The following is a 26045-nucleotide window of genomic DNA, read 5'->3' as shown; positions in this document are numbered from 1 at the left end:
CCAGCCAGGACCTGTCCGGTCGATCCGGCGAAGCGAGGAGCGACCCGTTGTTCTATTACGTTCTCAAGTACGTGATTCTGGGACCGCTGTTGCGGCTGGTCTTCCGGCCCCGGATCGAGGGCCTGGAGCACGTACCGGCGACGGGGGCGGCCATCGTCGCGGGCAATCACCTGTCGTTCTCGGACCACTTCCTGATGCCCGCGATCCTCAAGCGGCGCATCACGTTCCTCGCCAAGGCCGAGTACTTCACGGGCCCCGGCCTCAAGGGCCGGCTGACGGCGTTCTTCTTCCGCAGCGCCGGGCAGATCCCGGTGGACCGCTCCGGCAAGGAGGCGGGCAAGGCGGCGATCCGTGAAGGGCTCGGCGTCCTGACCAAGGACGAACTGCTCGGCATCTACCCGGAGGGGACCCGCTCGCACGACGGCCGCCTCTACAAGGGCAAGGTCGGCGTCGCGGTGATGGCGCTCAGGGCCCAGGCCCCCGTCATCCCGTGCGCGATGATCGGCACCTTCGAGGCCCAGCCCCCCGGCCGGAAGATCCCCAAGATCCACCCGGTGGCGATCCGCTTCGGGGAACCCCTCGACTTCTCCCGCTACGCGGGCATGGAGAACGAGAAGGCCATCCTGCGCGCCATCACCGACGAGATCATGTACGCGATCCTCACCCTCTCCGAGCAGGAGTACGTGGACCGGTACGCGGCCGATGTGAAGGCCGAGGAGGCCGCCGAGAAGGCGAAGTCCCGCAAGTTCCCTCGCCTGCCGCAGCGTTGACGCCCGGGGCTCAGGACATGGGAGGGGGGCGGCCGTTCGACGGCCGCCCCCCTCTTTCTGTCGTTGCCGGCTGCTACGGCTTGGGCGTGGCGTGCGGGGTGCACGTCACGTCGGCCGCGCCGACCTTGCCGGTGAGCAGGTAGGTGTCCACCTTCTCGTTGATGCACGGGTTGACCAGCCCCGTCACACCGTGCGAGCCCGCGTCCTTCTCGGTGATCAGGCGGGAGCCCTTGAACCGCTTGTGCAGTTCGACGGCGCCTTCGTACGGAGTGGCGGCGTCACGCGTGGACTGCACGATCAGGACGGGCGGCAGGCCCTTGCCGGTCTTCACGGTCGGCGGGGTCTGCTGCTTGGCGGGCCAGGTCGCGCACGGCAGGTTCAGCCAGGCGTTGGCCCACGTCATGAACGGGTAGTTCTTGTGCAGCTCGCTGTTGTCGCGGTCCCACTTCTTCCAGCTGGTGGGCCACTTGGCGTCGGTGCACTCGACGGCCGTGTAGACGGCGTTGCCGTTCTCCGAGGAGATGTTGCCCGCGGTGTCGGTCAGGTCCGGCGCGGCGGCGTCGACGAGCGCCTGGGTGTCACCGGCGACGTACTTGCTGAAGACGGTCGCGACCGGCACCCACGACGAGTCGTAGTAGGGCGCGCTCTGGAAGAAGCCGATGAGCTCGGCCGGGCCGACGACCCCGCCGATGGGGTTCTTCTTGGCGGTGGCGCGCAGCTTCAGCCACTGGTCCTGGACCTTGGCGCGGGTGTCGCCGAGGTGGAAGGCGGCGTCGTTCTTGGCGACCCAGTCCTGCCAGTCCTTCCAGCGCATCTCGAAGGCGACGTCCTGGTCGAGGTTGGCCTCGTACCAGATCTTCTCGCGCGACGGGTTGACGACGCTGTCCGCGATCATGCGGCGCACGTGGTTCGGGTAGAGCGTGCCGTAGACGGCGGCGATGTACGTGCCGTACGAGACGCCCAGGAAGTTGAGCTTCTTCTCGCCGAGCGCGGCCCGGATGACGTCCAGGTCGCGGACGGTGTTCGGGGTCGTCATCTGCGGCAGCATGTCGCCGCTGCGCTCGGCGCAGCCGTCCGCGTACTCGGCGGCGAGCTTGCGCTGGACGCGCTTGTCGGCCTCGGAGTCCGGCACCGGGTCCATCTTGGGCGCCTTCACGAACTCCTGCGGGTCGATGCAGGAGATGGGCGCCGAGTGGCCGACTCCGCGCGGGTCGAAGCCCACGAAGTCGTACGCCTTCGAGGTGTTCACCCACAGCGGGTTCTTGTTGGTGACGCGGGTCGGGAAGCGCAGTCCGGAGCCGCCGGGGCCGCCCGGGTTGTAGACGAGGGCGCCCTGGCGCTCCGCCTTGGTGCCCGTGTTGCCGATGCGGTCGAGGGCGAGCTTGATCTTCTTGCCGTTGGGCTTCGCGTAGTCGAGCGGCACGGTGACCCAGCCGCACTGGATGGGCTTCGCGATGCCCCAGTCCGCCGGACAGTCCTGCCAGTCGATGCCGGCCTTCGCGGCGCGGGCGGCGGCGATCTCGGCGCCGCGCGTCTGGCTGACGTGGCTGTTCTGACCGTGGCGGGATTCCGCGTTGGCCGTCGGAGCCGCGACGGCGCCGGCTATGAGTGTCGCGGTGACGAGCGCTCCGGCCGAGCCGAACGCCGTCACCTTTCTCATACCTCTCAAGAGAGTTCTCCCCCTACTGTCGTCGTGGTCAGTACGGGGGATCCTTTCGGCTGTGAGGTACCTGAGAACAGGGGCGATGTGTCTTTTTTGCCAATCCGATAACCGGAACATCTCTGTCCGTTGAGCGGTGACGCCCGTTTCGAGGGTGCTTCATCCCGTGCTTCAGCTCGCGCTTCGGCCCAGTAGGCGCAGGGCCTCGTCGAGGGTGCGGCGCAGTTGGAGCGCGTCGGCGGCGACGGCGGTCACCAGGGCGCCCGGCCCGGCGAGCGGGGTGAGCGCGGCGTACTCCCCCAGCAACCGCGGCGCGACCGGCCGCGTTACGTACTCCGGCCGTACGACGAGAAGCTGGCCGAGCGCACGATGCCCACCCAGGACAGCCGGCCCGTCCCATCCACCGGGCGCCCCGGGCCCGCAGGAGAGCTCCTGGTCGTACAGCGGCCGTCCGGCGAGCAGGACGGTGAGCCGACTGCTGAGCCGCCCGGGCTCCTCACCGACCCGCCCGAGCACCTGCTCCTCGCGCAGGGTCAGCCGCGCCCCGGCCGCAAGTTCGACACGGGTGGCGACGCGCAGATCGCTCCCCTCGGCGGAGATCAACTGCTCGGGCAGCCAGCACAGTTCACCCCCGTCCGCCACTGTCAGGCGTACGTCGTAACGCGCTTCCCCCTTGGCCTGCCCGGGCAGGGCGATGGTGGCGGCGGCCGACCCGACGTGCAGGCGTGCCCCCTCGGCCACCTCCGCCGTCACGGTGAAGTGGTCTCCGCCCAGCGGCCCGCTCATCGCGCCGACCAGCAGGACGCGGGCCTCGGAACCGCTCGCCCGCGTCCGCCGCAGGGCGAGCGGGCCCCCGCTCTCCAGGGTGGGCAGCGCGGTCCCGCCCCGCCCGTCCGGCCGGGCCCCGATCCGCGCGGCGGCCCGCACCCCGGACGCCCCGGACACTCCTGGAGCCCCCGGCACCGCGGACGTCACGCCGCCCACGCGGCGAGCTGCGCCCGCACCCAGGCGGCGACGTCCTTGACCCCGTCCTCGGCGCGCAGCGACTGGAAGACGACGGGCAGTTCGCCCCGCTGGGCCTTCGCGTCGGCGGCCATCCGCCCGAGATCCGACCCGACGTACGGGGCGAGATCGGTCTTGTTCACCACGAGCAGGTCGGCGGTGGTGACCCCGGGCCCGCCCTTGCGCGGGATGTCGTCCCCGCCCGCGACATCGATGACGAAGATCTGCGCGTCGACGAGCCCCTTGGAGAAGGTCGCCGTCAGATTGTCGCCCCCCGACTCGACGAGGATCAGTTCCAGCGGCCCGACCTCGTCCTCCAGATCCTCGACCGCTTCGAGGTTCGCGGAGATGTCGTCGCGGATCGCCGTGTGCGGGCAGGCCCCGGTCTCGACGGCGGTGATCCGCTCGGGCGGCAGCACCGCTTCCCGCAACAGGAACTCGGCGTCCTCCCGCGTATAGATGTCGTTCGTGACGACGGCCAGGGACCACTCGTCCCGCAGGGCCCGGCACAACGCGGCCACGGTGGCGGTCTTCCCGGACCCCACGGGCCCTCCGAGCCCCACCCGCAGAGCCCGCCGCCGCCCATCGGCCCGATGAGCATCGGCGCTGACGGCGGCGGGCCCGTCGTGGGTGTGACGCTGATCAAGATGCATGACTACGACTCCAACTCCGTGTGTTTCTTTCGGCCCGCCCGCGCCCCCTCAGCCCGTCCGGCGTTTGAGGACGAGCGCGAAGCGCGATAAGGGGGGCGAGGGGGCGAAGCCCCCATACGTGGACGGGAACGGGTAGGGGCGGCGGGGGCGAACCCCCTAGGACGCGAACAACCGCACAGCCCAAGCGGCATGCGCCTCCGCCCCGATCTCCAACAGCGGAGCGCCCCCCGCCGGCAACACCCCCACCCCACCTTCGACCGCACACCGCCCGGCCTCGACCGCCCGCCCCGCCACGACATCGAGTTCGGGCGCCAACCCCGCCAACACCCCTGTCGCATCGAACGGATCAAGGCTCAGCAGCCGCACCACCGCGCTCGCCGGCCCACTGACACACTCGTACAAGGAGCAGTACGCGGCGTCCTCCGGTTCCAGCCCGGCGGCCCGCGCGACCACCCCGAGCACGACGGGCTGGTGGGCGCCCTTGGGAAACCGCCCGGCCAGCGCGTCCAGTTCGGCGGACGGCCAGGTCGCCCGCCCGGCCCGCATCAGCTGCCGTCCGAGCTTGCGCGCGGCGACCCTCAACGCGGGCGACGGCGTACGAGCGTCCGCGGCCCCGTCGAGTTCCACCGGATCGAGCCCGAGCGCCGCGGCGGCGGCGAGCGAGGCGGACACCAGCCCGGCCGTGTGCAACCGCCCGCGGCAGAACTCCGCCAGGTCCGCCGCCCCGGTGATCCGGCCGGCCTTGACCGCGGCCTCGGCCCCGCCGGAGTGGGCATGCCCTCCGGCGGGAAACCGGCCGTCGGCCAGTACGAGCAAAGCAGCACGCGACATGACGAACCTCGAAACGCTGAGCCGTTGACGGGCCGGAACCGGTACCGGGGGCCGACGCAGCCCCCGACGCCGGCTCAGAACAGGAAATACCGCTGGGCCATGGGCAGTTCGGCCGCAGGGGTCGCCTCCACCAGTTCCCCGTCGATGGTGACGGCGAAGCTGTCGGGATCGACCCGTACCTGCGGCCGGGCGTCGTTCTCGCGCATGTCCGCCTTGGTCACCCCGCGCGTCGACTCGATCGGCACGAACCGCTTCCCGAGCCCGAGCCGCTCGGGCAGCCCGTCCTCGATGGCGATCGGTGCCACGAAGTTGAACGAGTTGGACGCGGGCGCCCGGCCGATCGCGCCGAACATGGGCCGCGGCAGGATCGGCTGGGGCGTGGGGATGGACGCGTTGGCGTCGCCCATCTGCGCGTACGCGATCTGCCCGCCCTTGACGACGAGATGCGGCTTGACCCCGAAGAACGCGGGCTCCCACAGCACGAGGTCGGCGAGCTTGCCGGTCTCGACGGAGCCGATCTCGCGGGCGAGGCCCTGGGCGACGGCCGGGTTGATCGTGTATTTGGCGACATAGCGACGTACACGGTGGTTGTCCGCACGCCCGTCCCCCGGCAGCGCGCCCCGGCGCCGCTTCATGACGTGCGCGGTCTGCCAGGTCCGCATGATGACCTCGCCGACGCGCCCCATGGCCTGGGCGTCGGAGGAGATGATCGAGATCGCGCCGAGGTCGTGCAGGATGTCCTCGGCGCCGATCGTGGTGGGCCGGATACGGGACTCCGCGAACGCCAGGTCCTCCGGCACGGCGGCGTTCAGGTGGTGGCAGACCATCAGCATGTCGAGGTGTTCCTCGGCGGTGTTGACGGTGTAGGGCCGGGTCGGGTTGGTCGAACTGGGCAGCACGTGCGCCTCGGAGACCACGGTCATGATGTCCGGCGCGTGCCCGCCTCCCGCACCCTCCGTGTGGTACGCGTGGATCGTGCGCCCCGCGATGGCGGCGAGCGTGTCGGCCACGAACCCGGCCTCGTTGAGGGTGTCCGTGTGGATGGCGATCTGCGCGCCGGTGCGGTCCGCGACGGTGAGCGCGGCGTCGATGACGGCGGGCGTGGAACCCCAGTCCTCGTGGAGCTTGAGGCCGAGCGCGCCACCGCGCAGCTGGGACAGCATCGCCTCTTCGGAGACGGTGTTGCCCTTGCCCAGCAGCCCGAAGTTGAGGGGGTACTGCTCCATCGCCTCCAGCATCCGGGCGAGGTGCCAGGGGCCGGGGGTGACGGTGGTGGCCTTGGACCCCTCGGCGGGGCCGGTGCCGCCGCCGACGAGGGTCGTGATCCCGGAGGCCAGCGCCTCGTCGGCGATCTGCGGGCAGATCAGATGCACATGGGCGTCGATGGCACCGGCCGTCAGGATGCGTCCGTTGCCCGCGATGATCTCGGTCTCCGGGCCGATGACCAGGTCCGGGTGCACCCCGTCCATGGTGTCGGGGTTGCCCGCCTTGCCGATGCCGGTGATCCGGCCGTCGCGGATGCCCACGTCGGCCTTGATGATCCCCCAGTGGTCGACGATCACCGCACCCGTGACGACCGTGTCCGGGGTGCCTTCGGCGCGTGTCGCCCGCGCCTGCCCCATGGACTCCCGGATGACCTTGCCGCCGCCGAACACGGCCTCGTCGCCCGCGCGTCCGGGCCCGCCGGAGCGGTCCTCCTCGATCTCGATCAGGAGGTCGGTGTCGGCGAGCCGGATCCGGTCGCCCGTGGTGGGCCCGAACAGGTCGGAGTAGGCGGCACGCGAGATCTCAGGCATCGAGGGGTCCTCCGGTCTCGCCGCGCAGCCCCGGCACGACACGGGCGCCGGCGATCGGCACGAGTTCCACCTCGACGGGGATGCCGGGCTCGAAGCGCACGGCGGTGCCCGCGGCGACGTTGAGCCGCTTGCCGTGTGCGTCGGCCCGGTCGAAGTCGAGACCGGGGTTGGCCTCGGCGAAGTGGTAGTGGGAACCGACCTGGACGGGCCGGTCGGCGGCGTTGAGGACGGTGAGCCGGGTGACGGCGAGGCCTTCGTTGAAGGCGACCGGCCCGTCGGCGAACAGAATCTCTCCGGGAATCATGGCTGCCGCTCCCCCGTCAGACGATCGGGTCGTGGACGGTGACGAGCTTGGTGCCGTCGGGGAAGGTCGCCTCGACCTGTACGTCGTGGATCATCTCGGGGATGCCCTCCATGACGTCCTCACGGGTGAGGATCTTGCGTCCGGAGGCCATGACTTCGGCGACCGTGCGGCCGTCCCTGGCTCCTTCGAGGATGTGCGAGGTGATCAGCGCGACGGACTCGGGATGGTTCAGCTTCAACCCCCGGGCCCGGCGCTTCTCGGCCACGTCGGCGGCCACATGGATGAGCAGCCTCTCCTGCTCGTGCGGCGTCAGTTGCACGGCTTTCCACCTCACAGTCCTCGCGCCGGACCGTGCGGGGTCCGGCTGCCGCAGCCACCATGCCGGATCCGACCGCAGTACGAACCCACCGTGACCGCGACCCACGAAAACCCCTGGTGACGTGGTGCTGCAGGCTAGTTCGACAGAGTTTCAATCACGTTAACCGCCACGCTCCGGAAGGGGCGCGGGGAACGGCGCAAACGGTCACTGCCCCGGCACCCGCACACTCATCAACGCCCGCAACCCGTCCTGCAACACCTCCGCAGGCGCGGTCCCGAACAGCGCCTGCTGCGCAGCGAACCCCTGCGCCGCGGCAATCAGCGTCCGAGCAACATGCTCCGCGGGAACGTCCGCCCGCATCACCCCCGCCTCCTGATACCCCTCCACGACCTTCACCCAGGCGTCCCGCACCGATCCGAACCCCTCCCGCAACAGCGCCGACAGCTCACCGTCACGGAGGGTCTCCGTCCAGACCTGCACCATCAGCCGGGGGAAGGACGCCTCCCCCTCCCAGGTCAGCCCGTGCTTGCCCGGACCGCCCAGCCCGAGCACCTGGGTCATGACCCGCCCCACCAGCACGTCGGGCATCGGCGGCGGCGCGTGCCGGGCCGCGTCCTCGAAGGCCTCCCGGATGGCCCCGAGGACCTCGGTGACGATCGCGGCGATCAGCTCGTCCTTCCCGCTGAAGTAGCGGTAGACGGCCCCCGCCGAGAGGTTCACCTCCTTCAGCACGTCCTGCATCGACGTGGCGTGGAACCCGTTGCGGGCGAAGCAGCGGGCCGCGCCGTCGAGGATCTGGCGGCGACGGGCGTCGAGGTGTTCCTGGGATACGCGAGCCATATCCGCAAACTAAAACGAACATTCCTTCTTGACAAGCCCGGGCACCGGCGAGACAGTGGGCGCACAGCTAAAACGAACGATCCTTCTTTTTAGCGCCCCTCATCCGAATCGAGGAAAGAAGCATGTCCGCCACGTCCGCTACGCCCGCGCCCGCGCCTGCGACCACGTCCGCACCCACGCCGGCCGCGTCGGCGCAGCAGCCCTCCCAACAGCCGTCGCACCGCCGCAACATCGCAGCGGTCGTCCTGCTGGTCCCGGTCCTGGCGGCCCTCGCCCTGTGGGCCTTCGCCTGGCCCGCGGCCCGCATGGCCCCCCACGATCTGCCGCTGGGCGTGGCGGGTCCGGCGACCGCGACCGCCCAGATGGAGAAGCAACTCGCGGCCCACGAGGGCGCGTTCGAGATCCACCGCTACGCGGACGAGGCCGCCGCCCGGGACGCCATCGAGGACCGGACCGTATACGGCGCGGTCGTCGTCACCGAGCAGGGCCCCAAGCTGCTCACCGCCTCGGCGGCGAGCCCGCTCGTCGCGCAGTCGCTCCAGCAGGCCGTGGCCCAACCGGCGGACGGCGCCCCGATGGAGACCGTCGACGTCGTACCGGCCTCCGCGGACGACCCGCGCGGCTCGGTCCTGACGTCGAGCGTGCTCCCCATGACGCTGGCCGGAATCGCCGCGGGAGCGGTCGTGACCCTGCTGGGTCTGCGCGGGTGGCGGGCGGTCGTCGCGCTGGTCGGGGCGGCGGCGGTGGTCGGTACGGTGGCCGCGTTCATCGCGGGCAGCTGGCTCGGCGCCTTCACCGGGAACTGGTGGTCCGAGGCGGGGGCGCTGGCGCTCTCGACGCTGGCCGTGAGCGCCGCGGTCGCGGGACTCGCCGCGCTGATCGGCACGCCGGGGATAGGGCTCGGGGCGTTCGTGGTGATGATGCTCGGCAATCCGTTCTCCGGCGCGAGCTCGGCGCCCGAGATGCTGCCGGCGCCGGTCGGCGTGATCGGCCAGTGGCTGCCGCCGGGGGCCGGGGCGTCGCTGCTGCGCTCGGTCTCCTTCTTCGACGGGGCGGCGGCTGGGCCGGCGCTGACGTTGGTTTGGTGGGCCGTGGTGGGGGTGGGGGCGGTGTTGCTGGGCAGCACGCTCAAGCGCGGCGCCGCGCGCCTCACGCCCTGAGCGCCCCACCCCACAAACGGACCGTGCACTCCCGCAGTAGCGGACGGGGGTGCACGGTCCTTTTCACCCCTGGGTGCGCAGTTCCTCGCGCCCCTGGGGCGGGCGGGGTTCGTCGTCAGGTGCGGGCCCGGTGGGGGCTTGTCGCGCAGTTCCCCGCGCCCCTGGGGTGGATGGGGTTCGCCGTCAGGTGCGGGGCAGTGGGGGCTTGTCGCGCAGTTCCCCGCGCCCCTGGGTGAGTGGGGGCCGGGCAGCGTGTCAGGTGGGCGGCGGAGTTACGGGCCCGTCGGCCGAAGGTGGCCCGGGGGACTGGACATCCGCCGCCACCGCGACCCACCTCAGGGGCGCGGGGAACTGCGCGGTCAACCCCCACCGGACCCGCAGACGGCAACAAACCTGCACCCTCACCCACCCCAGGGGCGCGGGGAACTGCGCGGTCAACCCCCACCGGACCCGCAGACGGCAACAAACCTGCGCGCTCACCCGCCTCAGGGGCGCGGGGAACTGCGCGACCAGCCCCCACCGGACTCGCAGACGGCAACAAACCTGCGCGACCGACCCCCACCAGGCCCGCGAACCGCAACGTGCCTACGAACCCCCCGGCCCCCGATGCTCCGCCGCGATCCCGAACCGCTGGCGTTCACCCGTGCCGGGCGCGGACGCGACCTCGTGGAGCCCGGACACCGAGCTGATCACCTGCTCGTCCCCCACCGCGTCGAGCTTCTCAAGTCGTTCCAGGTCGGCCGCGGAGACCAGCGCGACGAGCGGCTTTCCGTGCCGCGTCACGACGACGCGTTCCGCGCCGTAAACCACGCGGTTGATCAGGTCGGCGAGTTCAGCCCTGGCTTGCGTCACCGGAATCTCGTAGGCCATGCTCCCATCATAACGTCATGTACGTCCTGTACATTTTTTACAGAACCTCTCCCGGAGGAGGCGCGTGCCGTGACCCGCCCAGCAAGCCGACCGTCCGCCCGCCACGTCCTGCCCGAGTTCACCGAGCGCACCAGCTCGGGGACGCGGACCATGGACCCGTACTCCAAGCTCCTCGAAGAGCGGATCGTGTTTCTCGGGACGCCGATCGACGACACGTCCGCGAACGACGTGATGGCGCAGTTCATGCACCTGGAGTACCAGGCACCCGACCGGGACATCTCGCTCTGCATCAACTCCCCCGGCGGCTCCTTCAGTGCGATGGCGGCCGTCTACGACACGATGCGGTACGTCAGCTGCGAGGTGGAGACCATCTGCCTCGGGCAGGCCGCGTCGGCCGCCGCGGTGCTGCTGGCCGCGGGCACACCGGGCAAGCGGTACGCGCTGCCGGGCGCCCGCGTGCTGATCCGTCAGCCGTACCTGTCCGAGCCGGTCCAGGGTCAGGCGTCCGACCTGGCCATCCAGGCGGACGAACTGCTGCGCACCCGCGCCCGGATGGAGGACATGCTCGCCCGGCACACGGGGCAGAGCCGGGAGCGGATCGGCGCGGACATCGAGCGGGACAGGATCCTCGACGCCCGCCAGGCCCTGGAGTACGGGCTGGTCGACCGGATCGTCCCCAGCCGCACGGCGGCCCTCGGCGCGTCCGACGACGCATCAGGCACGTCCGACACACCCGGCGTGGGGTGATCCGCCGATGCTTCCGCCCGAGTTGCCCCCGCTGCCGGCCCTGACGCGGGCCGAGGCCGAGCTGATCGACCGCTATCTGGAGGTGGTCGACCTGCTCGGCCGGATCAACCCGGCGCACTCCGGCGACACGTACCGCGGACTGCGCGCGGCCCAGGCCCTGGTCGGCAGGGCGACCGCGCTGCGCGACGCGCTGACCCTGATGCACCAGCGGGGCGAGAACGAGTTGCACGCCGCAACCCTGGCGCGGGCCCTGCGCGTCCTCGACGGTGAGCGCAGAGCGGGCCGGGTCGCCCTGCCGCCCGGCTCCGACACCTGACGTACACCCACCGGTCCGGCCTCACGCAGGCACTTGACGAGGCGTCCGCACCGGAGTTGAAACGGACCAGAAGGCGTACCCCCGGTTGGCGTAGTCGAGGCTGCTCCCACAGGCCCCCGGGAGTTGCGCAACGCGCGTACGTCCGAGGCGGAATCAACCATTCCGGTGCTGGTGCGGGGGTCCTTGAGGCCCTCGACGCCCACCCGTAGAAAGGGCTGTCCACCCGAACGGGTGAGTGGTGAGTAAGCCCACAAATCGCCGATTCCGCTCGGCTTTTGGGACATCAGTGCGTCAAGATCCCTGCGACGACAAGCCCCCGCCAGAAGCGGCGGGGCGGTCCGGGCGGACGCCGAGTCCTGCCGCTGCCCGGATGACCGGTCGACAGAAGTGCATCGGCAGGAGTGGAGGACCCGAGCATGACGGGCCGCCGGAGAGATCCGAGTGGCCCTTGGGGTGAAGCCGCAGCCGCGGCCGGGCAACTTCGCCAGCCCGAATCCGACAGGTCATCCTTCACAGGCGGCTGACGAAGGGTTGCGCATGACTGCGCTCAATCGTGTCCCGTCGCTGTTCAGCAGGGCCGGTACCGCATCGGTTCTCACCATCGCCGCCGTAGGCGGCGGCATAGTGGCCCCTGGCTTCGCGTCCGACGCGGAAGCGGCCACCCCCGCGACGAAGGCACTCAAGGTGGCGGCCTCCAAGAAGGGTTCCCCGTACAAGTACGGGGCCACGGGGCCCAAGCGCTTCGACTGCTCCGGCCTCACGCTGTACTCGTTCAAGAAGGCGGGCAAGAAGCTGCCCCGCACGGCTGCGGCCCAGTACAACAAGACGAACCACGTCTCCTCCTCGAACCGCAAGCAGGGGGACCTGGTCTTCTTCCACTCGGGCCGGAACGTCTACCACGTGGGCATCTACGCCGGGAAGGGACGGATCTGGCACTCCCCGAAGACCGGGGACGTGGTGAAGCTCCAGAAGATCTGGACCAAGAGCGTCTGGTACGGCCGGGTCAGGTGATCCGCCCACGGGGTGGCCCTGGCGCTCGGATCGCCACGGCCACCCCGTGAGGGACCCGGCCCGACGGCCCGCGAGGGGCCCGGCCCGCCGCCCGTGAGGATTCCGGGCATCACACCCGTGGGAGACCCGCTCGACGCCCGTGAGGGACCTGGGGCCTCAGGCGTGAATTCGGGCGCTGAATGGTTACTCGTTCACTCATGGACGATCCGCACCACCACGAGGAGCGCGACGAGACCCGCCTTGAGCGCGCCGACCGGAATTTCCTCGAACTCCTCCAGGAGCTCCGGGTCACCCAGACGGGCGTCCAGATCCTCTTCGCCTTCCTGCTGACGCTCGCCTTCACCCCGCGGTTCCCGTCCCTCGACACCGTGCAGCGCACCACGTACGTCGTCACCCTGCTGCTCTCGGTCCTGGCGGCCGCGCTCTTCACCACCCCCGCCGCCCTGCACCGCCGGCTGTTCCAGCAGGGCGCGAAGCCTCAGGTCGTCGACGCCTCGTCCCGGCTCGCGCAGATCGGTCTGGCCGTGCTCGCGCTCGCTCTCACCGGTTCCGTGCTGCTCGTCGTGGACGTGGCGGTGGACCGCACCGAGGGGATCGTGGCCGGGGCGACCACTCTGCTCCTGTGCGTGGGGCTGTGGGAGGTCCTGCCGTATCTGCTGAAGCGGGCCGCGGACAAGAATCCGGACGTCTAGGACCTGTCCGGTCGATCACGGCGAAGACGCGGGGTGTGGCACGCACATCTGCGGCGTTGTCGTCGGTTGCCGACGCTCCGCGTCGACGCCCTCCTCCGCCTTGCAGCTGCACGCACCACACCCCGCTCACCGGCGCCCACAAGGCACCGCAGCTTCCCTTCGCCGTGATCGACCGGACAGGTCCTAGGCGTTCCGCCGGACGTCCGGTGCGTTGTGCTTCGTGCTGTGTGGGTTGTCCGCGGGCTCGTCGTGGCCGGGCGCGCGGTTCCCCGCGCTTCTTCGGGGCGGGCCCTACTCGGCCCGGACCGGCTGCGCCGGGGCCGTCCAGGGGAGCATGATCGACACGGTCTTGCCGCCCTCGCTGGTGGCGCGGACCGAGAGCTTGCCACCGGATTCCGCCGTCAGCCAGCGGATGATCACCATGCCCCGGCCGTTGTCCTGCTGGACGGCGGCGGGCAGCCGTTTCGGGAAGCGCGGGTGGCTGTCGGTCACACCGATGCGCAGTTGTTCGTCACGGTCGAGTTCGATGTCCACCGTGAAGGTGGGTGACAGTCCGAAGGTGTGCTGTACCGCGTTCGTGGTGAGTTCGGAGACGATGAGCCGAACGGTGTCGGCGGTCTCCGAGTCGGACGGCAGTCCCCATTCGGCCAGCACGTCGGTGACATACGTACGGGCGACGGAGACCGAAGCGGGATCGCTCGGCAGAGTGACGGATGCTTCCTGGTGGTCTGCCATGCGACGTCGTCCCTTTCCCACGGGACCGGGGTCCGACCGAAGCGGATGACTTCGAGACGGTCCCGGACTGGTGCTTGCGCCAGAGTGCCACTACCTCGGCGTTCGTGGTGCCGATCCACCAAGATATGCATATATCTGTCGCTCGAAGCGGTGAACTCTGCGACCGTCGACCGTATTTGGGCGGGCAACTGGTTTGTCCTCTACCGTCGGCGTGACGCCGGGCGCTGCAGCGCTTGCGCGACGGTCGGAAGGAGACGGCCATGCAGTACGGCCCCGCGGTGCGCCGACGTAAGCTCGGCGCCGAACTGCGGGCCCTGCGCGCCCGCGCGGGCCTCACGAGCGGCGAGGCTGCGCGCCTCGTGGGCTGGCACCAGTCGAAGGTGAGCCGGATCGAGACCGGCCGCAGCGGGGTCAAGCCCGCCGACGTGCGGCGACTCCTCGACGCGTACGACGTCCGGGACCCGGAGCTGCACGAGTTGCTCGTCGTGCTGGCGGGCGCGGACGGCGACGGCCGGCACCACTGGTGGCACGCCTACCGGGGCCTTCTGCCGTCGACGTACAGCGATTTCATCAGCCTTGAGGCGCAGGCGGGCGCGATGCGCACGCTGGAGAACTCCGTGGTGCCGGGCCTCCTGCAGACACCGGAGTACGCCCGCGCGGTGACACGGGCCGCCCTGGACGGGGTACCCGACGGCAAGATCGACGCTCTGGTCGAGATGCTGGTGAAGGTGCGCCTCGCGCGCCAGGAGGTGCTGCGTTCGAACAAACCGCTCCGACTGAGTGCCGTCCTGGACGAGTCGGTGTTGCGGCGGACCGTCGGTGGACCGGAGGTCATGGCACGGCAGTTGGACCGGCTGCGGGAGGCCGCGCACCTCCCTCACGTGCGAATTCAGGTGCTGCCCTTCGGAGTTGGGGCTCACATCGGAGTCACAGGTCCCTTTGTTATTTTTTCGTTTACGAACAGATCTGATCTGGATGTGGTTGTTCTCGACCACTTGACGAGTAGCCTTTATCTCGAACAGAGAGAGGACCTCCAGTCGTACGAGGAGGCCTTCACCTCCCTTCAGGGCCAGGCCCTTTCGCCCGAGGACACGTTGGATTTCATCGCCGGTGTAGCTGACGGCGCATAAGGAGGCACCATGCCCGCCACGCCTCGGTACGTACCTTCCAGCACCCACCCCAGCGCTCATCTGCACGGTGTGCGGTGGCGGCGCAGCAGCCGCAGCACGGGAATGAACAACTGCGTCGAGACCGCCCGGCCGGACTCCGGCCCGTGGGCCGGACTGCTCGCGGTGCGCGACTCCAAGAACGCGTCGGGGCCCGCCCTCCTCTTCGCGCCCGCGGCCTGGGAAGGCTTTATCGGCGCGCTTCGATGATCACGCCGACGGCCCGCTCGACCTGCCGGTCGGTGAGATCCGCGCGGGCCGTGAGCCGCAGCCGTGAGATGCCGTCCGGCACCGACGGGGGACGGAAGCAGCCGACGGCCAGACCCGCCGCACGGCACTCCGCGGCCCAGCGCAACGCCTGCTCCGGGGAGGGCGCGCGCACGGAGACGACCGCGGCGTCGGGCCGTACGGCCTCGAGACCCCCGGCCGTCAGGCGCTCGTAGAGAGCGGTGGCCACCGCACGCGCGCGTGCGGCCCGTTCCGGTTCCCCGCGCAGCAGCCGCAGGGCCGCCAGGGCCGCGCCCGCCGCCGCGGGGGCCAGGCCCGTGTCGAAGATGAACGTGCGGGCCGCGTTCACCAGATGGTCGATGACGTGGGCCGGTCCGAGGACGGCGCCGCCCTGGCTGCCGAGCGACTTCGACAGGGTGACGGTGGTGACGACGTCGGGCGCGCCCGCGAGTCCCGCCGCCCACGCGGCACCCCGCCCGCCGTCGCCGATGACACCGAGACCGTGCGCGTCGTCCAGCACCAGCGCCGCGCCCGGCCTGCCGGACTCCCCCGCCTCCCCCGCTTCCCCCGCGTCCCGGCAGGCCGCGGCCAGTGCCGTCAGCGGGGCCGCGTCGCCGTCCACCGAGAAGACCGTGTCGGAGACGACGATCGCGGGCCCGGTCCGCGTGTCCAGCGCCTTGCGGACGGCGTCCGGATCGGCGTGGGCGACGACCTGCGTGGTGCCGCGCGCGAGCCGGCAGCCGTCGATCAGCGAGGCGTGGTTGCCCGCGTCGGAGACGATGAGCGAGCCGTGCGGCGCCAGCGCGGTGACGGCGGCGAGGTTGGCCGCGTAGCCGGAGGAGAAGACGAGGGCGGACTCGAAGCCGCAGAACTCGGCCAGTTCGCGTTCGAGTTCCGCGTGCAGTTCCGTGGAGCCGCTGACGAGCCGGGAGCCGGTGGCGCCGCCGCCCCAGGTCCGGGCGGCCCGCGCGGCGCCCTCCGTGACCTCGGGGTGCCGGGCCAGGCCCAGATAGTCGTTCCCGGCGAGGTCGAGGAGCGGGGAGTCGGCGGGGCGCGGACGCAGCGTACGGACGAGTCCGGCCCGGGAGCGCGCCCTCGCCTGCTCGTCGATCCACTCGAACGGCGATCGGGCCATGTGTCCTCCGGCCATGAGGTAGGGGTGGGTGCGGGTGTCCCATGGGGCCCCGACACACGACTTTCCGCCCGGCCGTCCCCACTGCCTTGTGCAGACCACGCACAGCCGCCTTTTGTAGGCAACGCACAGACCCTAGCCGGACGGCCAGCCACCCATGGTGTGGCAATGCCCACACGTCGACCGCTCTCTGTTGTCTGGTTCCTCCTTGGCCCGGCGCGGTCGGATAGGCCAGGATCGGATCTCATGGACCTGCTGAACACGCTGCTGGACAAGGGGCTTCGGCGCGAGCTGCCGACCCGCGACGAGGCACTGGCCGTGCTGGCCACCTCCGACGACGAACTCCTCGATGTGGTGGCCGCGGCCGGCAAGGTACGCCGCCAGTGGTTCGGCCGACGGGTGAAGCTGAACTACCTCGTCAACCTCAAATCGGGTCTGTGTCCCGAGGACTGCTCCTACTGCTCGCAGCGGCTCGGCTCGAAGGCCGAGATCCTGAAGTACACCTGGCTCAAGCCCGACCAGGCCTCCGAGGCCGCGGCGGCCGGGCTCGCGGGCGGCGCCAAGCGGGTGTGCCTGGTCGCGAGCGGACGCGGTCCCACCGACCGTGACGTCGACCGGGTCTCGGACACCATCAAGGCGATCAAGGACCAGAACGAGGGCGTCGAGGTGTGCGCGTGCCTCGGGCTCCTCTCGGACGGCCAGGCCGAGCGGCTGCGCGACGCGGGGGCGGACGCCTACAACCACAACCTGAACACGTCCGAGGGGACGTACGGGGACATCACCACCACCCACACGTACGCCGACCGGGTGGACACGGTCCAGAAGGCGCACGCGGCCGGTCTGTCCGCCTGCTCCGGTCTGATCGCGGGCATGGGCGAGAGCGACGAGGACCTCGTCGACGTCGTCTACGCGCTGCGGGCCCTCGACCCGGACTCGGTCCCGGTCAACTTCCTGATCCCCTTCGAGGGCACCCCGCTCGCCAAGGAGTGGAACCTCACCCCGCAGCGGTGTCTGCGCATCCTCGCGATGGTCCGGTTCGTCTGCCCGGACGTCGAGGTGCGGATCGCGGGCGGCCGCGAGGTCCATCTCCGTACGATGCAGCCCCTCGCCCTGCACCTCGCCAACTCGATCTTCCTCGGCGACTACCTCACCAGTGAGGGCCAGGCGGGCCAGGCGGACCTGGACATGATCGCGGACGCCGGTTTCGAGGTGGAGGGCACGGGCGAGGTGACGCTCCCGGAGCACCGGGTCACCGCGCACGCCGGATGCGGCTCGCACGCGGACGCGGGGTGCGGCTCGCACGGGGGCGGCGGCTGCGGCCCCTGCGGCCCGACCGCTCAGGAGGAGGCTCCCGAGGAGCTGGTCCAGGAGGCCGCGCGGGGCTCCGAGGCACGTACGGACCTGGTCTCGGTACGCCGTCGGGGCGCCGGAACGGATCTCGCGCCCAATGCCTGATCTGCCCCCGCCCGACCCCGCCGTGGCCGCCGATCGGGTCCGTGAGCTGCTCGAACTCGACCGGCGGCACGTGTGGCATCCGTACGGGCCGATGCCGGGCCGGCAGGAACCGCTCGTCGTGGAGTCGGCGAGCGGGGTGCGGCTGCGCCTGGCCGGTGGCGGTGACAGTAGCGGTGACGGTGACGAGCTGATCGACGGCATGTCGTCCTGGTGGTCCGCGATCCACGGCTACAACCACCCGGCCCTCAACGAGGCGGCGCGCGACCAGCTCGGCCGAATGAGCCATGTGATGTTCGGCGGGCTCACGCACGAGCCCGCCGTGCGACTGGCGAAGCGTCTTGTCGACATGTCACCGGAAGGGCTCGACCACGTCTTCCTGGCCGACTCCGGCTCGGTGTCCGTCGAGGTCGCCGTCAAGATGTGCCTCCAGCACTGGCGTTCGCTCGGCCGTCCGGGCAAGCAGCGCCTGCTGACCTGGCGCGGCGGCTATCACGGCGACACCTGGCAGCCGATGTCGGTGTGCGACCCCGAGGGCGGGATGCACGAGCTGTGGCAGGGCGTGCTCCAGCGCCAGGTCTTCGCCGACGCGCCCCCGGTGGCGTACGAGGAGGCGTACGCCGATCATCTGCGTGCGCTGATCGAGCGGCACGCGGACGAACTGGCGGCGGTCATCGTGGAGCCGGTGGTGCAGGGCGCGGGCGGGATGCGGTTCCACTCCCCCGCGTATCTGCGGGTGCTGCGCGAGGCGTGCGACGCGCACGACGTGCTGCTCGTGTTCGACGAGATCGCGACGGGCTTCGGGCGTACCGGGGCGTTGTTCGCGGCGGAACACGCGGGCGTGACGCCGGACGTGATGTGCGTCGGCAAGGCGCTGACCGGCGGGTATCTGACGATGGCGGCGACGCTGTGCACTCCGCGGGTCGCGGAGGGCATCTCGCGGGGCGAGGTACCGGTCCTCGCCCACGGCCCGACGTTCATGGGCAACCCCCTCGCCGCCGCCGTGGCCTGCGCCTCGATCGACCTCCTCCTCGGCCAGGACTGGCAGACCGAGGTCAAACGGATCGAGACGGGCCTGCGGGACGGGCTGGCACCGGCGGCGGAACTGCCCGGTGTCCGGGACGTACGCGTCCTCGGCGCCATCGGGGTCGTCCAGCTGGACCACGAGATCGACATGGCGGCGGCGACCCGGGCGGCGGTCCGCGAGGGTGTGTGGCTGCGCCCGTTCCGGGACCTCGTCTACACGATGCCGCCGTTCGTCACCGGGGACGCCGATCTGGCGCGGATCACGGCGGCCGTGTGCGCGGCGGCACAGGAGGGTTGAGATGACCGTACTGGTGATCACGGGCACGGGCACGGAGGTCGGGAAGACCGTCACCACGGCCGCGGTGGCCGCGGCGGCCGTCGCTGCCGGGCGGTCGGTGGCCGTGCTCAAGCCCGCGCAGACGGGTGTGCTGCCGGGTGAGCCCGGCGATGCCGAGGAGGTGGCGCGGCTCGCCGGTGCGGTCACGGCCGTCGAACTCGCCCGCTATCCCGAGCCGTTGGCGCCCGCCACGGCCGCCCGGCGGGCCGGTCTCGCGCCGGTGCGGCCCGAACAGGTGGCGGAGGCCGCGGCCAAATTGGCCACCGAGCACGACCTCGTGCTGGTGGAGGGCGCGGGCGGGCTGCTCGTACGGTTCGACGACGAGGGCGGGACGCTCGCGGATGCGGCGCGGCTGTTGGGGGCGCCCGTGGTGGTGGTCGCGTCCGCCGGGCTCGGGACGCTCAACACGACGGAGCTGACCGCGCGGGAGCTTCGGTCCCGCGGGGTTGAACTGCTCGGAGTCGTCATCGGCAGCTGGCCCGACGAGCCGGATCTGGCGTCGCGGTGCAACGTCCTGGATCTTCCCGTCGTGGCGGATGCGCCGTTGCTGGGCGCGTTGCCTGAAGGGGTCGGGCGGGGGCCTGTTGCGGCGTTCCGCGGGGCGGTGGGGGGTTGGCTGGCGCCGGGGCTGGGCGGGACGTGGGACGCGGACGGGTTCGCGGCGGCGCGCGTGGGGGCCGGCTGAGCTGGTTGGGCTTGGCCCGGTGTGCGGGTGCGGGCCGGTGGGGGCCGTTCGCGCAGTTCCCCGCGCCCCTGAAGGAGCGGGGCTGGGCGCCGCGTCCAGGGTGCGGCTCAAAGCAAAAAGACTGCGCAGTTCCCCGCGCCCCTAAAGACGAAAGACAAAAGACTGCGCCGTTCCCCGCGCCCCTGGGCGGGACGGGGCGCAGCCCCTCCCCGAGGGGCGCGGGGAACTGCGCGAGCAACCCCCACCGAACCCGCACATCCAGGGGCGCGGGGAACGGCGCAATCGTTTGGGCCCACCCCCACCGGCCCGCAGACGAACACGGTTTTCAGGGGCGCGGGGAACTGCGCTAACGGCCCCCACCGGAGCCGCAGCCGGGGAACGGGCCCGCGGTCGATGTGCTTACTCCTCCGGCGTCAGGAGTTTCACCAGTTCGATCCGGGATCGTATGCCCAGGCGGTTGAACACCCCGCGCAGGTGATGGTCGATCGTCCGCGGACTGAGCAGCAGCCGCGCGGCGATCTCCCGGTTCGTCGCCCCCTCCGCAGCCATCCGCGCCACAGTGAGCTGCTGCGCGGTCAGCAGACCGGCCATGCCGGGCGAACCGGCCGAGGACCGCACCGGCGCACCCAGCGCCCGCAACTCCGCCCGCGCCTCGGCCGCGCAGTGCGGCGCACCGAAGTACTCGAAGGCCTCCAGCGCACTGTGCAGCCGGTCCCGCGCCTCCGTCCGCCGCCGCAGCCGCCGCAGCGCCCCGCCGAACAACAGCTCCGTACGGGCGCGTTCGAAGTCGCGGGTGCCGCCCGCGTGGAGGTCGAGAGCCGTCCGGTAGTGGTCGGCGGCCTCGTGCCCGGTCGCCAGCAGGGCCCGGCAGCGGGCGCTCAGCGCGAGGTCGTCCGCGCTGCGCACGACCCGGGCCCAGCGGTCGTAGTCGGCGTGGGCGCTGCGCGCGACCCGGGTGTCGCCGGTGCGGACGGCGGCCTCCACGTAGTGCGGGGTGGCGAGATGGCGGACGGCCCGGTGCCCGTGCCCGGGGCCGAATCCGGCGAGCGCGCGCAGCCGGGACGCGGCTGCCGCGTACCGGCCCGTGCTGAGGTCGAGGAAGGCGAGCGCCCACAGGGCCAGCGCGGCGGGCAGTCCGAGGCCGTGCTCCAGGGCGTGCGCGCGGGCCACCTCGGCGCGGGCGCGGCAGAGTTCCTCGTCCCCGGTGACGGCCGCGAACATGGCGAGGGCGGCCTGGAGGTGACAGGCCCCGTTGTCCTGCCCGGTGGCGTACGCCTGCCGCAGGGCTTCCAGTGTGGCGGCCCCGGCGGATCGCGGGCGTCCCGTCCAGAACTCGGCGTACGCCCGGAACTCCATGGCCTGCGGAACGGTCGCGGGCTCGCCCAGGGCGCGGGCCGAGGCGGCGGCCCGGACGGCCGCGGACGCCGCGCGGGTGTGGTCGCCGAGGAGCAGCGCGGCCATGGAGGAGTGGATCAGCGCGGTGGGGTCGCCGCCGGGACCGCGGCGTCCGGCCGCCGCTCGGAGCAGGTCGCGGGCCTCCTCGTACCGGCCCTCGAATGCCGCGGCCAGTCCCCCGAGCGTGCCGGGCACGGCGATGCCGAGCCGGGTGGCGACGGCGGCGGCCTCCCGGCAACGGCGCAGGTCACCGGTGTAGACGGCGGCCTCGGTGGCACGTGCCACCAGGTGCGCGGCGGTGTCGACGTCACGTGCCCCGTCGCGTGACCCGTCCCGTACCCCGTCGCGTTCCTCGCCGCGCGCCGCGCCCCGCTCCACCGCCGTGAGCAGCGCGTCGAACGCCTCCGTGGCGTTCTCCGCGCGTAGAGCGAGCACTCCGCTCAGGCCGTCGACGTCGACGTCTCCGTGGGCGGCCAGGCGGCGGGCCCGGTCCCCGTCGCCGGAGCGCCAGGCGTCGGCGGCGGCGCGGGCCAGCAGGCGTGGGCGTTCGCGCGGGTCCGGGGTCAGGGCCGCCGCCCGTTCGAGGAGCCCGCAGGCCAGGGAGTGTTCACCGGCGGCGCGCGCCTCGTGGGCCGAGGTGCGCAGTTCCGCCGCGAGGCGCCGGCTGGGGCCGAGCGCGGCGGCGGCCCGGTGCCAGGACCGCAGGGGCGCCTCGCCCTCGCCGCGCAGGACCCGGGCGAGAAGGCGGTGCGTCTCGCGCCGGTCGACGGCGGACGCGGTCTCGTAGGCCGTGATACGGGTCCAGGGGTCCCGGAACACGACGCCGGCGGAGGTCGTGCGGGCGAGCCCGGCCGCCTCGGCGTCGTCGAGCGGGCCGGTGTCCAACCGGGCGGCGGCGACCGCCCGTTGGTAGGCGCGCGTGGCGAACGGGTGCTGGTCGGCGGCGGCGATCAGGAGCAGGCGCCGGGTGGCCGGAGCGAGCGAGCGCACCTCGGGGCGGCGCGAGCGCAGCAGGCCGGGCAGCGCACCGACGGGGTCGGCCGGAAGCGGTTCGAGACCGGCGCGTTGGCGCTCGCCTAGGACGGCCGCGAGTTCCGCCGCGGCGAGCGGATCACCGTGCGCGGCGCACAGCACCCTGACCCGGACGCCCTCGGACAACGGTGTTCGCGTGGGGGGCCGCGAGGCGTGGTCCGGTTGTTGCGGGACGTTCATCAGGGGCGGTGGCGAAGGGTGCGGGAGAGGCGGGGGGTTCACCGAGGTCACCACGGCACTCACGTTACTGGCGAGTTAAGTGGTGCGTAAAGACCGGCGATTACACCGATGCGGCGCGCGTAGACCCCACCGGACACTCCTGACGAACCCACCCCCGTCAGGAGGCGTCATGACCCGCCGCATTCGCACGGCCGGCCCGGTCTTCGCAGCCGCGCTCGCGTCGCTGCTCATGTTCTTGTTCCTGCCCGCTTCCCCGGCCCACGCCGCCACCCACAACCCCGTCGTCTTCGTCCACGGACTCAGCAGTTCGTCGAGCAGCTGGGACGACTGGGTCGCCGACTTCAAGGCCGACGGCTACACGAGTGCCGAGCTCTACTCCTGGTCGTACGACTGGGGCCAGTCGAACGTCACGACCGCCCAGCAGCTGGCCACCAAGATCCAGAGCGTGCGCACCCAGACGGGCGCGGCCAAGGTCGACCTGGTCGTCCACTCCATGGGCGCGCTGAACTCCCGCTACTACCTGAAGAATCTCGGCGGCACGGCGTACGTGGACGACTTCGTCTCGACGGCGGGCGTCAACCACGGGACCACGACCGCCGGTTGGTGCACGTGGCTCTACACGTCGTGCACGGAGATGTACACGGGCAGTTCGTTCCTGACGTCGCTCAACTCGGGGGACGAGACACCCGGCAGTGTCTCCTACGCCAGTTACTGGTCGAACTGCGACGACGCCCTGACCCCCGACACCAGCGCGATCCTCAGCGGCGCCACCAATGTAGAGGTCGGATGCATCTCGCACACCGACATGAACAACGACTACGGCGTCTACGAGCAGGTGCGGGACTTCATCGCCTGACGTCCCACGCGTACGTCCGAGTCCGTCCCGTGGCCCCGCACGACCGGGGCCGCGGGGCGGGCGCCGGGCGTCCGCGGGGCGGGCCGCGGCGGCCATGCGCGGCGGCGGACGGGTGAGCGGGGCCCTTCGGGGGGACAATCGCGGTAGGTCCATGCCCCAGGGGGAGGCCTCATGCGATCGCGCGGCTCCAGTACCGCCCAGACCGGCGCGCTGTCCACGACTCCGGTGCACCATCCGCTGTTCGCCCGCTTCTACGCCCGGCTCAGTGTGGCGGCGGAGCCGGCGATCGGCGTCCACCGCGAGGAACTGCTCGCCGGTCTCTCCGGCCGGATCATCGAGATCGGTGCGGGCAACGGACTGAACTTCGCCCACTACCCGAGCACGGTCTCGGAGGTCGTCGCGATCGAACCCGAGCGCAGGCTGCGGCAGTTGGCCGTGACGGCGGCACTCCGTTCCGAGGTGCCCGTCGACGTGGTGCCGGGGGTCGCGGAGGCCCTGCCGGTCAAGAGCGAGGCGTTCGACGGGGCCGTGGTCTCACTGGTGCTGTGCAGCGTACGAGATCTGCCGCGGGCCCTGGCCGAGATCCACCGTGCACTGCGCCCTGGCGGTGAGCTGCGCTTCTTCGAGCACGGCAGCGGCGGCGGCCGGGCGATGGCGGCCGGCCAGCGCCTCCTCGACCGCACGGTGTGGCCACCGCTGTTCGGCGGCTGCCATGTGGGCCGGGACCCGGTCGGCGCGATCAGGGACGCGGGGTACGAACTCGGCCCTCACCGGCGGCTGTTGGTGCCCGCGAAGGGGCCCCGCACGCCCAGTTCGTACTGCGTGCTGGGCACCGCTCGCCGCCCGTCGGCCTCCTGAGGCCGCTCCACCCCACAAAGCCAAGCCGCTCCGGCGGCGGGGCCGGCCGGCCGGTGGGGCTCAGAGGGTCCACTGGCGCAGCTCGCGCGCGATGTCCTGCACCGACGCCTCGCCCGTCTTGACCAGTCTGGCCAGGTCGCGGACCTGCTCGGGCGAGGTGACGACCTTCAGGCCGCTGGCGACGAGGTAGGCGTACGCGACGGCCATCGCGAACATCGCGTTGGAGCGCTCCAGCGCCGGGACGTGCAGCAGGACCTGGAGCAGTGCGGCGGCACGGGCGTGCGGGCTGTCGTACACGGGGACGCCGAAGATCTCGGCCTCGTGGCGGCCGACCGCGGCGACCAGGGCACCCCAGTCGACGACCTGCGGATCCCCCGGCGTCTTGTGCTCGGCGACCATGAGGAGCCAGGCGAGGTCGACTCTGATGTTCAGTGGTTCGTTCAAGGGCTCGGACGGCTCATCGGGTTCGTTGGGTTCGTTGGGTTCGTTCGGTTCGTTGGGTTCGCTCAAGGGCTCAGCGACGGCCTTCCCGGTCCGTGCCCCGGCCTCGGTCCGCGCCCCGGTCCGCACCGAACTCCTCGGCGAAGACGGACTCGTACTGCTTCATGAAGTCGGCGGCGGCCTCGACGAAGGTGTGGCCGGCTTCCCCGGTGTCCTGTCTGACCAGTTCCTCGATGTAGCGGTTGACGCTCATCCCGCGGGCCAGGGCGCGTTCACGCGCGGCCCGGGCGGTGCCCTCGTCCACGCGCACGTTCAGCTGGGTCTTAGCCATGCTTCGAAGCTAGCGCCGAAACGCTAGCAAGGGCAAGAGGGGTCGATCCCCCGGGCATCCCCTAAGGGTGCCCCTTACATGGACCCTGAGGTGACCGACCTGCGACGGAGAACACCCGGCACTTCGGGGGGATACCGGGTGTGCCCCGCATCACACTAGGCTCGCCCGCGGACACCGGAGTCCGACCACGGGGAGGCGGCCTTGTCCACAGCAGCTGCGGAGCACGCCCTCGGGCGCACGGGGCCCGAGGAGACGGCGGCCCGCGCACGAGGCCTGACCAAGGCGTACGGATCGGGCGAGACGGCCGTGCTCGCCCTCGACTCGGTCGACGTGGACATCGCGCGGGGCCGTTTCACGGCGGTCATGGGTCCCTCGGGCTCGGGGAAGTCCACGCTGATGCACTGCCTGGCGGGGCTCGACTCCGTCTCGGCCGGACAGGTGTGGCTGGGCGACACCGAGATCACCGGGCTCAAGGAGCGCGAGCTGACCCGGCTGCGGCGGGACCGGATCGGCTTCATGTTCCAGTCGTTCAACCTGATCCCGACCCTGAACGCGGCGGAGAACATCACGCTGCCCATGGACATCGCGGGCCAGAAGCCCGACGAGAAGTGGCTGAACCAGGTCATCGACCAGCTCGGTCTGCGCGACCGCCTCAAGCACCGGCCCGCACAGCTCTCCGGCGGTCAGCAGCAGCGGGTGGCGTGCGCCCGGGCGCTCGCCTCGCGTCCCGAGCTGATCTTCGCGGACGAGCCGACCGGCAACCTCGACTCGCGCGCCGGCCTGGAGGTGCTCGGCTTCCTGCGGGACGCCGTCGACGAGCTGGGACAGACCGTGGTCATGGTCACCCATGATCCGGGCGCGGCGGGCCACGCCGACCTGGTCCTCTTCCTCGGGGACGGGCGGATCGTGGACGAGATGGCCCGGCCGACGGCGGACGCGGTGCTGGAGCGCATGAAGAGGTTCGACACGAGCCGCGGGGCGCCGGAGCCCGAGGGGGACTCCGGCCCCGGCCCTGATTCCGGCCCCGGTCCTGACCTCGGGCGCGGGTCCGGCCCCGAGCGCGAATCCGGCCCCGGGCACGAGTCCGACCCCGCATCCGGATCCGACCGTACGAGCGTCCCCGGGCAGGGCTCGCAGGGCGGGCAGGGCGGGCAGGGCATCGACCACAAGAGCGTTCCAGACCAGGGCATCGCCCCCGACAGGGACTGAGGCAGGCCGTC

28 protein-coding genes and 1 riboswitch are annotated in these 26045 nt (G+C 71.7%); of the genes, 14 read left to right on the top strand and 14 right to left on the bottom strand.

Annotated elements, in window-relative coordinates; all coding sequences use genetic code 11:
• The first annotated feature begins 47 nt into the window (after positions 1–47).
• The gene (locus tag ACZ60E_RS35380) at positions 48–770 is read left to right on the top strand and encodes a lysophospholipid acyltransferase family protein (protein ID WP_384809004.1); all 723 of its coding nucleotides are present in this window, start codon (positions 48–50) and stop codon (positions 768–770) included.
• A gap of 73 nt (positions 771–843) precedes the next feature.
• On the opposite strand, the gene ACZ60E_RS35375 is transcribed toward ACZ60E_RS35380, so the two are convergent.
• The 8 genes from ACZ60E_RS35375 to ACZ60E_RS35340 form a co-directional block, all read right to left on the bottom strand.
• Positions 844–2430, bottom strand: coding sequence for an alpha/beta hydrolase (locus ACZ60E_RS35375; RefSeq protein WP_384809006.1), 1587 nt, complete (start codon positions 2428–2430; stop codon positions 844–846).
• Positions 2431–2601: 171 nt separating this feature from the next.
• The gene (locus ACZ60E_RS35370; protein WP_469445907.1) at positions 2602–3414 is read right to left on the bottom strand and encodes an urease accessory protein UreD; all 813 of its coding nucleotides are present in this window, start codon (positions 3412–3414) and stop codon (positions 2602–2604) included.
• Positions 3402–4085 carry an urease accessory protein UreG gene (ureG, locus tag ACZ60E_RS35365; RefSeq protein ID WP_384809010.1) on the bottom strand — a complete coding sequence of 228 codons (684 nt, stop codon included), beginning with the start codon at positions 4083–4085 and terminating at the stop codon, positions 3402–3404. The genes ACZ60E_RS35370 and ureG overlap by 13 nt, the downstream gene beginning before the upstream one ends.
• A 156-nt stretch (positions 4086–4241) precedes the next feature.
• Positions 4242–4916 carry an urease accessory protein UreF gene (locus ACZ60E_RS35360; RefSeq protein WP_384809012.1) on the bottom strand — a complete coding sequence of 225 codons (675 nt, stop codon included), beginning with the start codon at positions 4914–4916 and terminating at the stop codon, positions 4242–4244.
• Between the two features lie 74 nt (positions 4917–4990).
• On the bottom strand, positions 4991–6712 hold the full coding sequence (locus tag ACZ60E_RS35355) for an urease subunit alpha (RefSeq protein WP_384809014.1): 1722 nt from the start codon (positions 6710–6712) through the stop codon (positions 4991–4993).
• Positions 6705–7016, bottom strand: coding sequence for an urease subunit beta (locus ACZ60E_RS35350; protein ID WP_469445902.1), 312 nt, complete (start codon positions 7014–7016; stop codon positions 6705–6707). The genes ACZ60E_RS35355 and ACZ60E_RS35350 overlap by 8 nt, the downstream gene beginning before the upstream one ends.
• Before the next feature lie 16 nt (positions 7017–7032).
• The gene (locus ACZ60E_RS35345) at positions 7033–7335 is read right to left on the bottom strand and encodes an urease subunit gamma (protein WP_469445901.1); all 303 of its coding nucleotides are present in this window, start codon (positions 7333–7335) and stop codon (positions 7033–7035) included.
• 204 nt (positions 7336–7539) lie between these two features.
• Positions 7540–8175, bottom strand: a complete 636-nt coding sequence (locus tag ACZ60E_RS35340; protein WP_469445899.1) for a TetR/AcrR family transcriptional regulator — start codon at positions 8173–8175, stop codon at positions 7540–7542.
• Between the two features lie 122 nt (positions 8176–8297).
• Here ACZ60E_RS35340 and ACZ60E_RS35335 point away from each other — a divergent pair, with 122 nt between their 5' ends.
• Entirely contained in the window at positions 8298–9335 is a 1038-nt protein-coding gene (locus ACZ60E_RS35335; RefSeq protein ID WP_469445897.1) for an ABC transporter permease, read from the top strand.
• 585 nt (positions 9336–9920) lie between these two features.
• Here the strand turns inward: ACZ60E_RS35335 and ACZ60E_RS35330 are convergent.
• The gene (locus ACZ60E_RS35330) at positions 9921–10205 is read right to left on the bottom strand and encodes a type II toxin-antitoxin system Phd/YefM family antitoxin (protein WP_385837106.1); all 285 of its coding nucleotides are present in this window, start codon (positions 10203–10205) and stop codon (positions 9921–9923) included.
• A 69-nt stretch (positions 10206–10274) separates the two neighbouring features.
• Here ACZ60E_RS35330 and ACZ60E_RS35325 point away from each other — a divergent pair, with 69 nt between their 5' ends.
• The 4 genes from ACZ60E_RS35325 (at position 10275) to ACZ60E_RS35310 (ending at position 12971) form a co-directional block, all read left to right on the top strand.
• Positions 10275–10952 carry an ATP-dependent Clp protease proteolytic subunit gene (locus tag ACZ60E_RS35325; RefSeq protein WP_469445895.1) on the top strand — a complete coding sequence of 226 codons (678 nt, stop codon included), beginning with the start codon at positions 10275–10277 and terminating at the stop codon, positions 10950–10952.
• A gap of 7 nt (positions 10953–10959) precedes the next feature.
• The gene (locus tag ACZ60E_RS35320) at positions 10960–11268 is read left to right on the top strand and encodes a hypothetical protein (protein WP_384809024.1); all 309 of its coding nucleotides are present in this window, start codon (positions 10960–10962) and stop codon (positions 11266–11268) included.
• A 378-nt stretch (positions 11269–11646) separates the two neighbouring features.
• A riboswitch (cyclic di-AMP (ydaO/yuaA leader) is annotated at positions 11647–11802 on the top strand.
• Positions 11803–11805: 3 nt separating this feature from the next.
• Positions 11806–12279 carry a C40 family peptidase gene (locus ACZ60E_RS35315; RefSeq protein WP_107018777.1) on the top strand — a complete coding sequence of 158 codons (474 nt, stop codon included), beginning with the start codon at positions 11806–11808 and terminating at the stop codon, positions 12277–12279.
• 197 nt (positions 12280–12476) lie between these two features.
• Positions 12477–12971 (top strand): DUF6328 family protein, encoded by a 495-nt coding sequence (locus ACZ60E_RS35310; protein ID WP_453793156.1) that lies wholly within the window; start codon positions 12477–12479, stop codon positions 12969–12971.
• A 291-nt stretch (positions 12972–13262) separates the two neighbouring features.
• Here the strand turns inward: ACZ60E_RS35310 and ACZ60E_RS35305 are convergent, their stop codons facing one another.
• Positions 13263–13706 (bottom strand): ATP-binding protein, encoded by a 444-nt coding sequence (locus tag ACZ60E_RS35305; RefSeq protein ID WP_384809028.1) that lies wholly within the window; start codon positions 13704–13706, stop codon positions 13263–13265.
• 260 nt (positions 13707–13966) lie between these two features.
• Between ACZ60E_RS35305 and ACZ60E_RS35300 the strand changes: the two genes are divergently transcribed.
• Together ACZ60E_RS35300 and ACZ60E_RS35295 are read left to right on the top strand one after the other, a co-directional pair.
• Positions 13967–14836: a helix-turn-helix domain-containing protein gene (locus ACZ60E_RS35300; RefSeq protein WP_384809029.1), complete on the top strand. Its 870-nt coding sequence runs from the start codon at positions 13967–13969 to the stop codon at positions 14834–14836.
• A gap of 9 nt (positions 14837–14845) precedes the next feature.
• The gene (locus ACZ60E_RS35295; RefSeq protein ID WP_384809031.1) at positions 14846–15082 is read left to right on the top strand and encodes a DUF397 domain-containing protein; all 237 of its coding nucleotides are present in this window, start codon (positions 14846–14848) and stop codon (positions 15080–15082) included.
• Here ACZ60E_RS35295 and ACZ60E_RS35290 read toward each other — a convergent pair.
• Complete coding sequence (locus tag ACZ60E_RS35290) at positions 15063–16235, bottom strand: 8-amino-7-oxononanoate synthase (RefSeq protein WP_469445894.1); 1173 nt, start codon at positions 16233–16235, stop codon at positions 15063–15065. The two genes, ACZ60E_RS35295 and ACZ60E_RS35290, sit on opposite strands and share 20 nt — an antisense overlap.
• Before the next feature lie 243 nt (positions 16236–16478).
• On the opposite strand from ACZ60E_RS35290, the gene bioB reads away from it, so the two are divergent.
• The 3 genes from bioB to bioD are packed head-to-tail and all read left to right on the top strand — an operon-like array spanning position 16479 to position 19732.
• Positions 16479–17687 (top strand): biotin synthase BioB, encoded by a 1209-nt coding sequence (bioB, locus tag ACZ60E_RS35285; protein ID WP_469445891.1) that lies wholly within the window; start codon positions 16479–16481, stop codon positions 17685–17687.
• A complete protein-coding gene (locus ACZ60E_RS35280; RefSeq protein ID WP_469445890.1) occupies positions 17680–19008 on the top strand; it encodes an adenosylmethionine--8-amino-7-oxononanoate transaminase in 1329 nt (442 codons plus the stop codon). Before bioB ends, ACZ60E_RS35280 begins: the two co-directional genes overlap by 8 nt.
• 1 nt (position 19009) lies before the next feature.
• On the top strand, positions 19010–19732 hold the full coding sequence (gene bioD, locus ACZ60E_RS35275; protein ID WP_384809039.1) for a dethiobiotin synthase: 723 nt from the start codon (positions 19010–19012) through the stop codon (positions 19730–19732).
• Positions 19733–20131: 399 nt separating this feature from the next.
• Here the strand turns inward: bioD and ACZ60E_RS35270 are convergent, their stop codons facing one another.
• Positions 20132–22339 carry a helix-turn-helix transcriptional regulator gene (locus tag ACZ60E_RS35270; RefSeq protein WP_469445887.1) on the bottom strand — a complete coding sequence of 736 codons (2208 nt, stop codon included), beginning with the start codon at positions 22337–22339 and terminating at the stop codon, positions 20132–20134.
• Between the two features lie 169 nt (positions 22340–22508).
• Here ACZ60E_RS35270 and ACZ60E_RS35265 point away from each other — a divergent pair, with 169 nt between their 5' ends.
• The gene (locus ACZ60E_RS35265; RefSeq protein ID WP_384808586.1) at positions 22509–23195 is read left to right on the top strand and encodes an esterase/lipase family protein; all 687 of its coding nucleotides are present in this window, start codon (positions 22509–22511) and stop codon (positions 23193–23195) included.
• A 171-nt stretch (positions 23196–23366) separates the two neighbouring features.
• Positions 23367–24053: a class I SAM-dependent methyltransferase gene (locus tag ACZ60E_RS35260; RefSeq protein ID WP_469445885.1), complete on the top strand. Its 687-nt coding sequence runs from the start codon at positions 23367–23369 to the stop codon at positions 24051–24053.
• A gap of 60 nt (positions 24054–24113) precedes the next feature.
• Here the strand turns inward: ACZ60E_RS35260 and ACZ60E_RS35255 are convergent, their stop codons facing one another.
• A complete protein-coding gene (locus tag ACZ60E_RS35255; RefSeq protein WP_469446046.1) occupies positions 24114–24452 on the bottom strand; it encodes a fic family toxin-antitoxin system, toxin component in 339 nt (112 codons plus the stop codon).
• 115 nt (positions 24453–24567) lie between these two features.
• On the bottom strand, positions 24568–24825 hold the full coding sequence (locus tag ACZ60E_RS35250) for an antitoxin (protein WP_384808582.1): 258 nt from the start codon (positions 24823–24825) through the stop codon (positions 24568–24570).
• A gap of 201 nt (positions 24826–25026) precedes the next feature.
• Here ACZ60E_RS35250 and ACZ60E_RS35245 point away from each other — a divergent pair, with 201 nt between their 5' ends.
• Positions 25027–26034 carry an ABC transporter ATP-binding protein gene (locus ACZ60E_RS35245; protein ID WP_469445883.1) on the top strand — a complete coding sequence of 336 codons (1008 nt, stop codon included), beginning with the start codon at positions 25027–25029 and terminating at the stop codon, positions 26032–26034.
• Positions 26035–26045 lie beyond the last annotated feature (11 nt).

The sequence above is a fragment of the Streptomyces sp. NPDC102514 genome (genome assembly GCF_055584525.1).
This window is presented reverse-complemented; position numbering and strand designations above follow the sequence as displayed.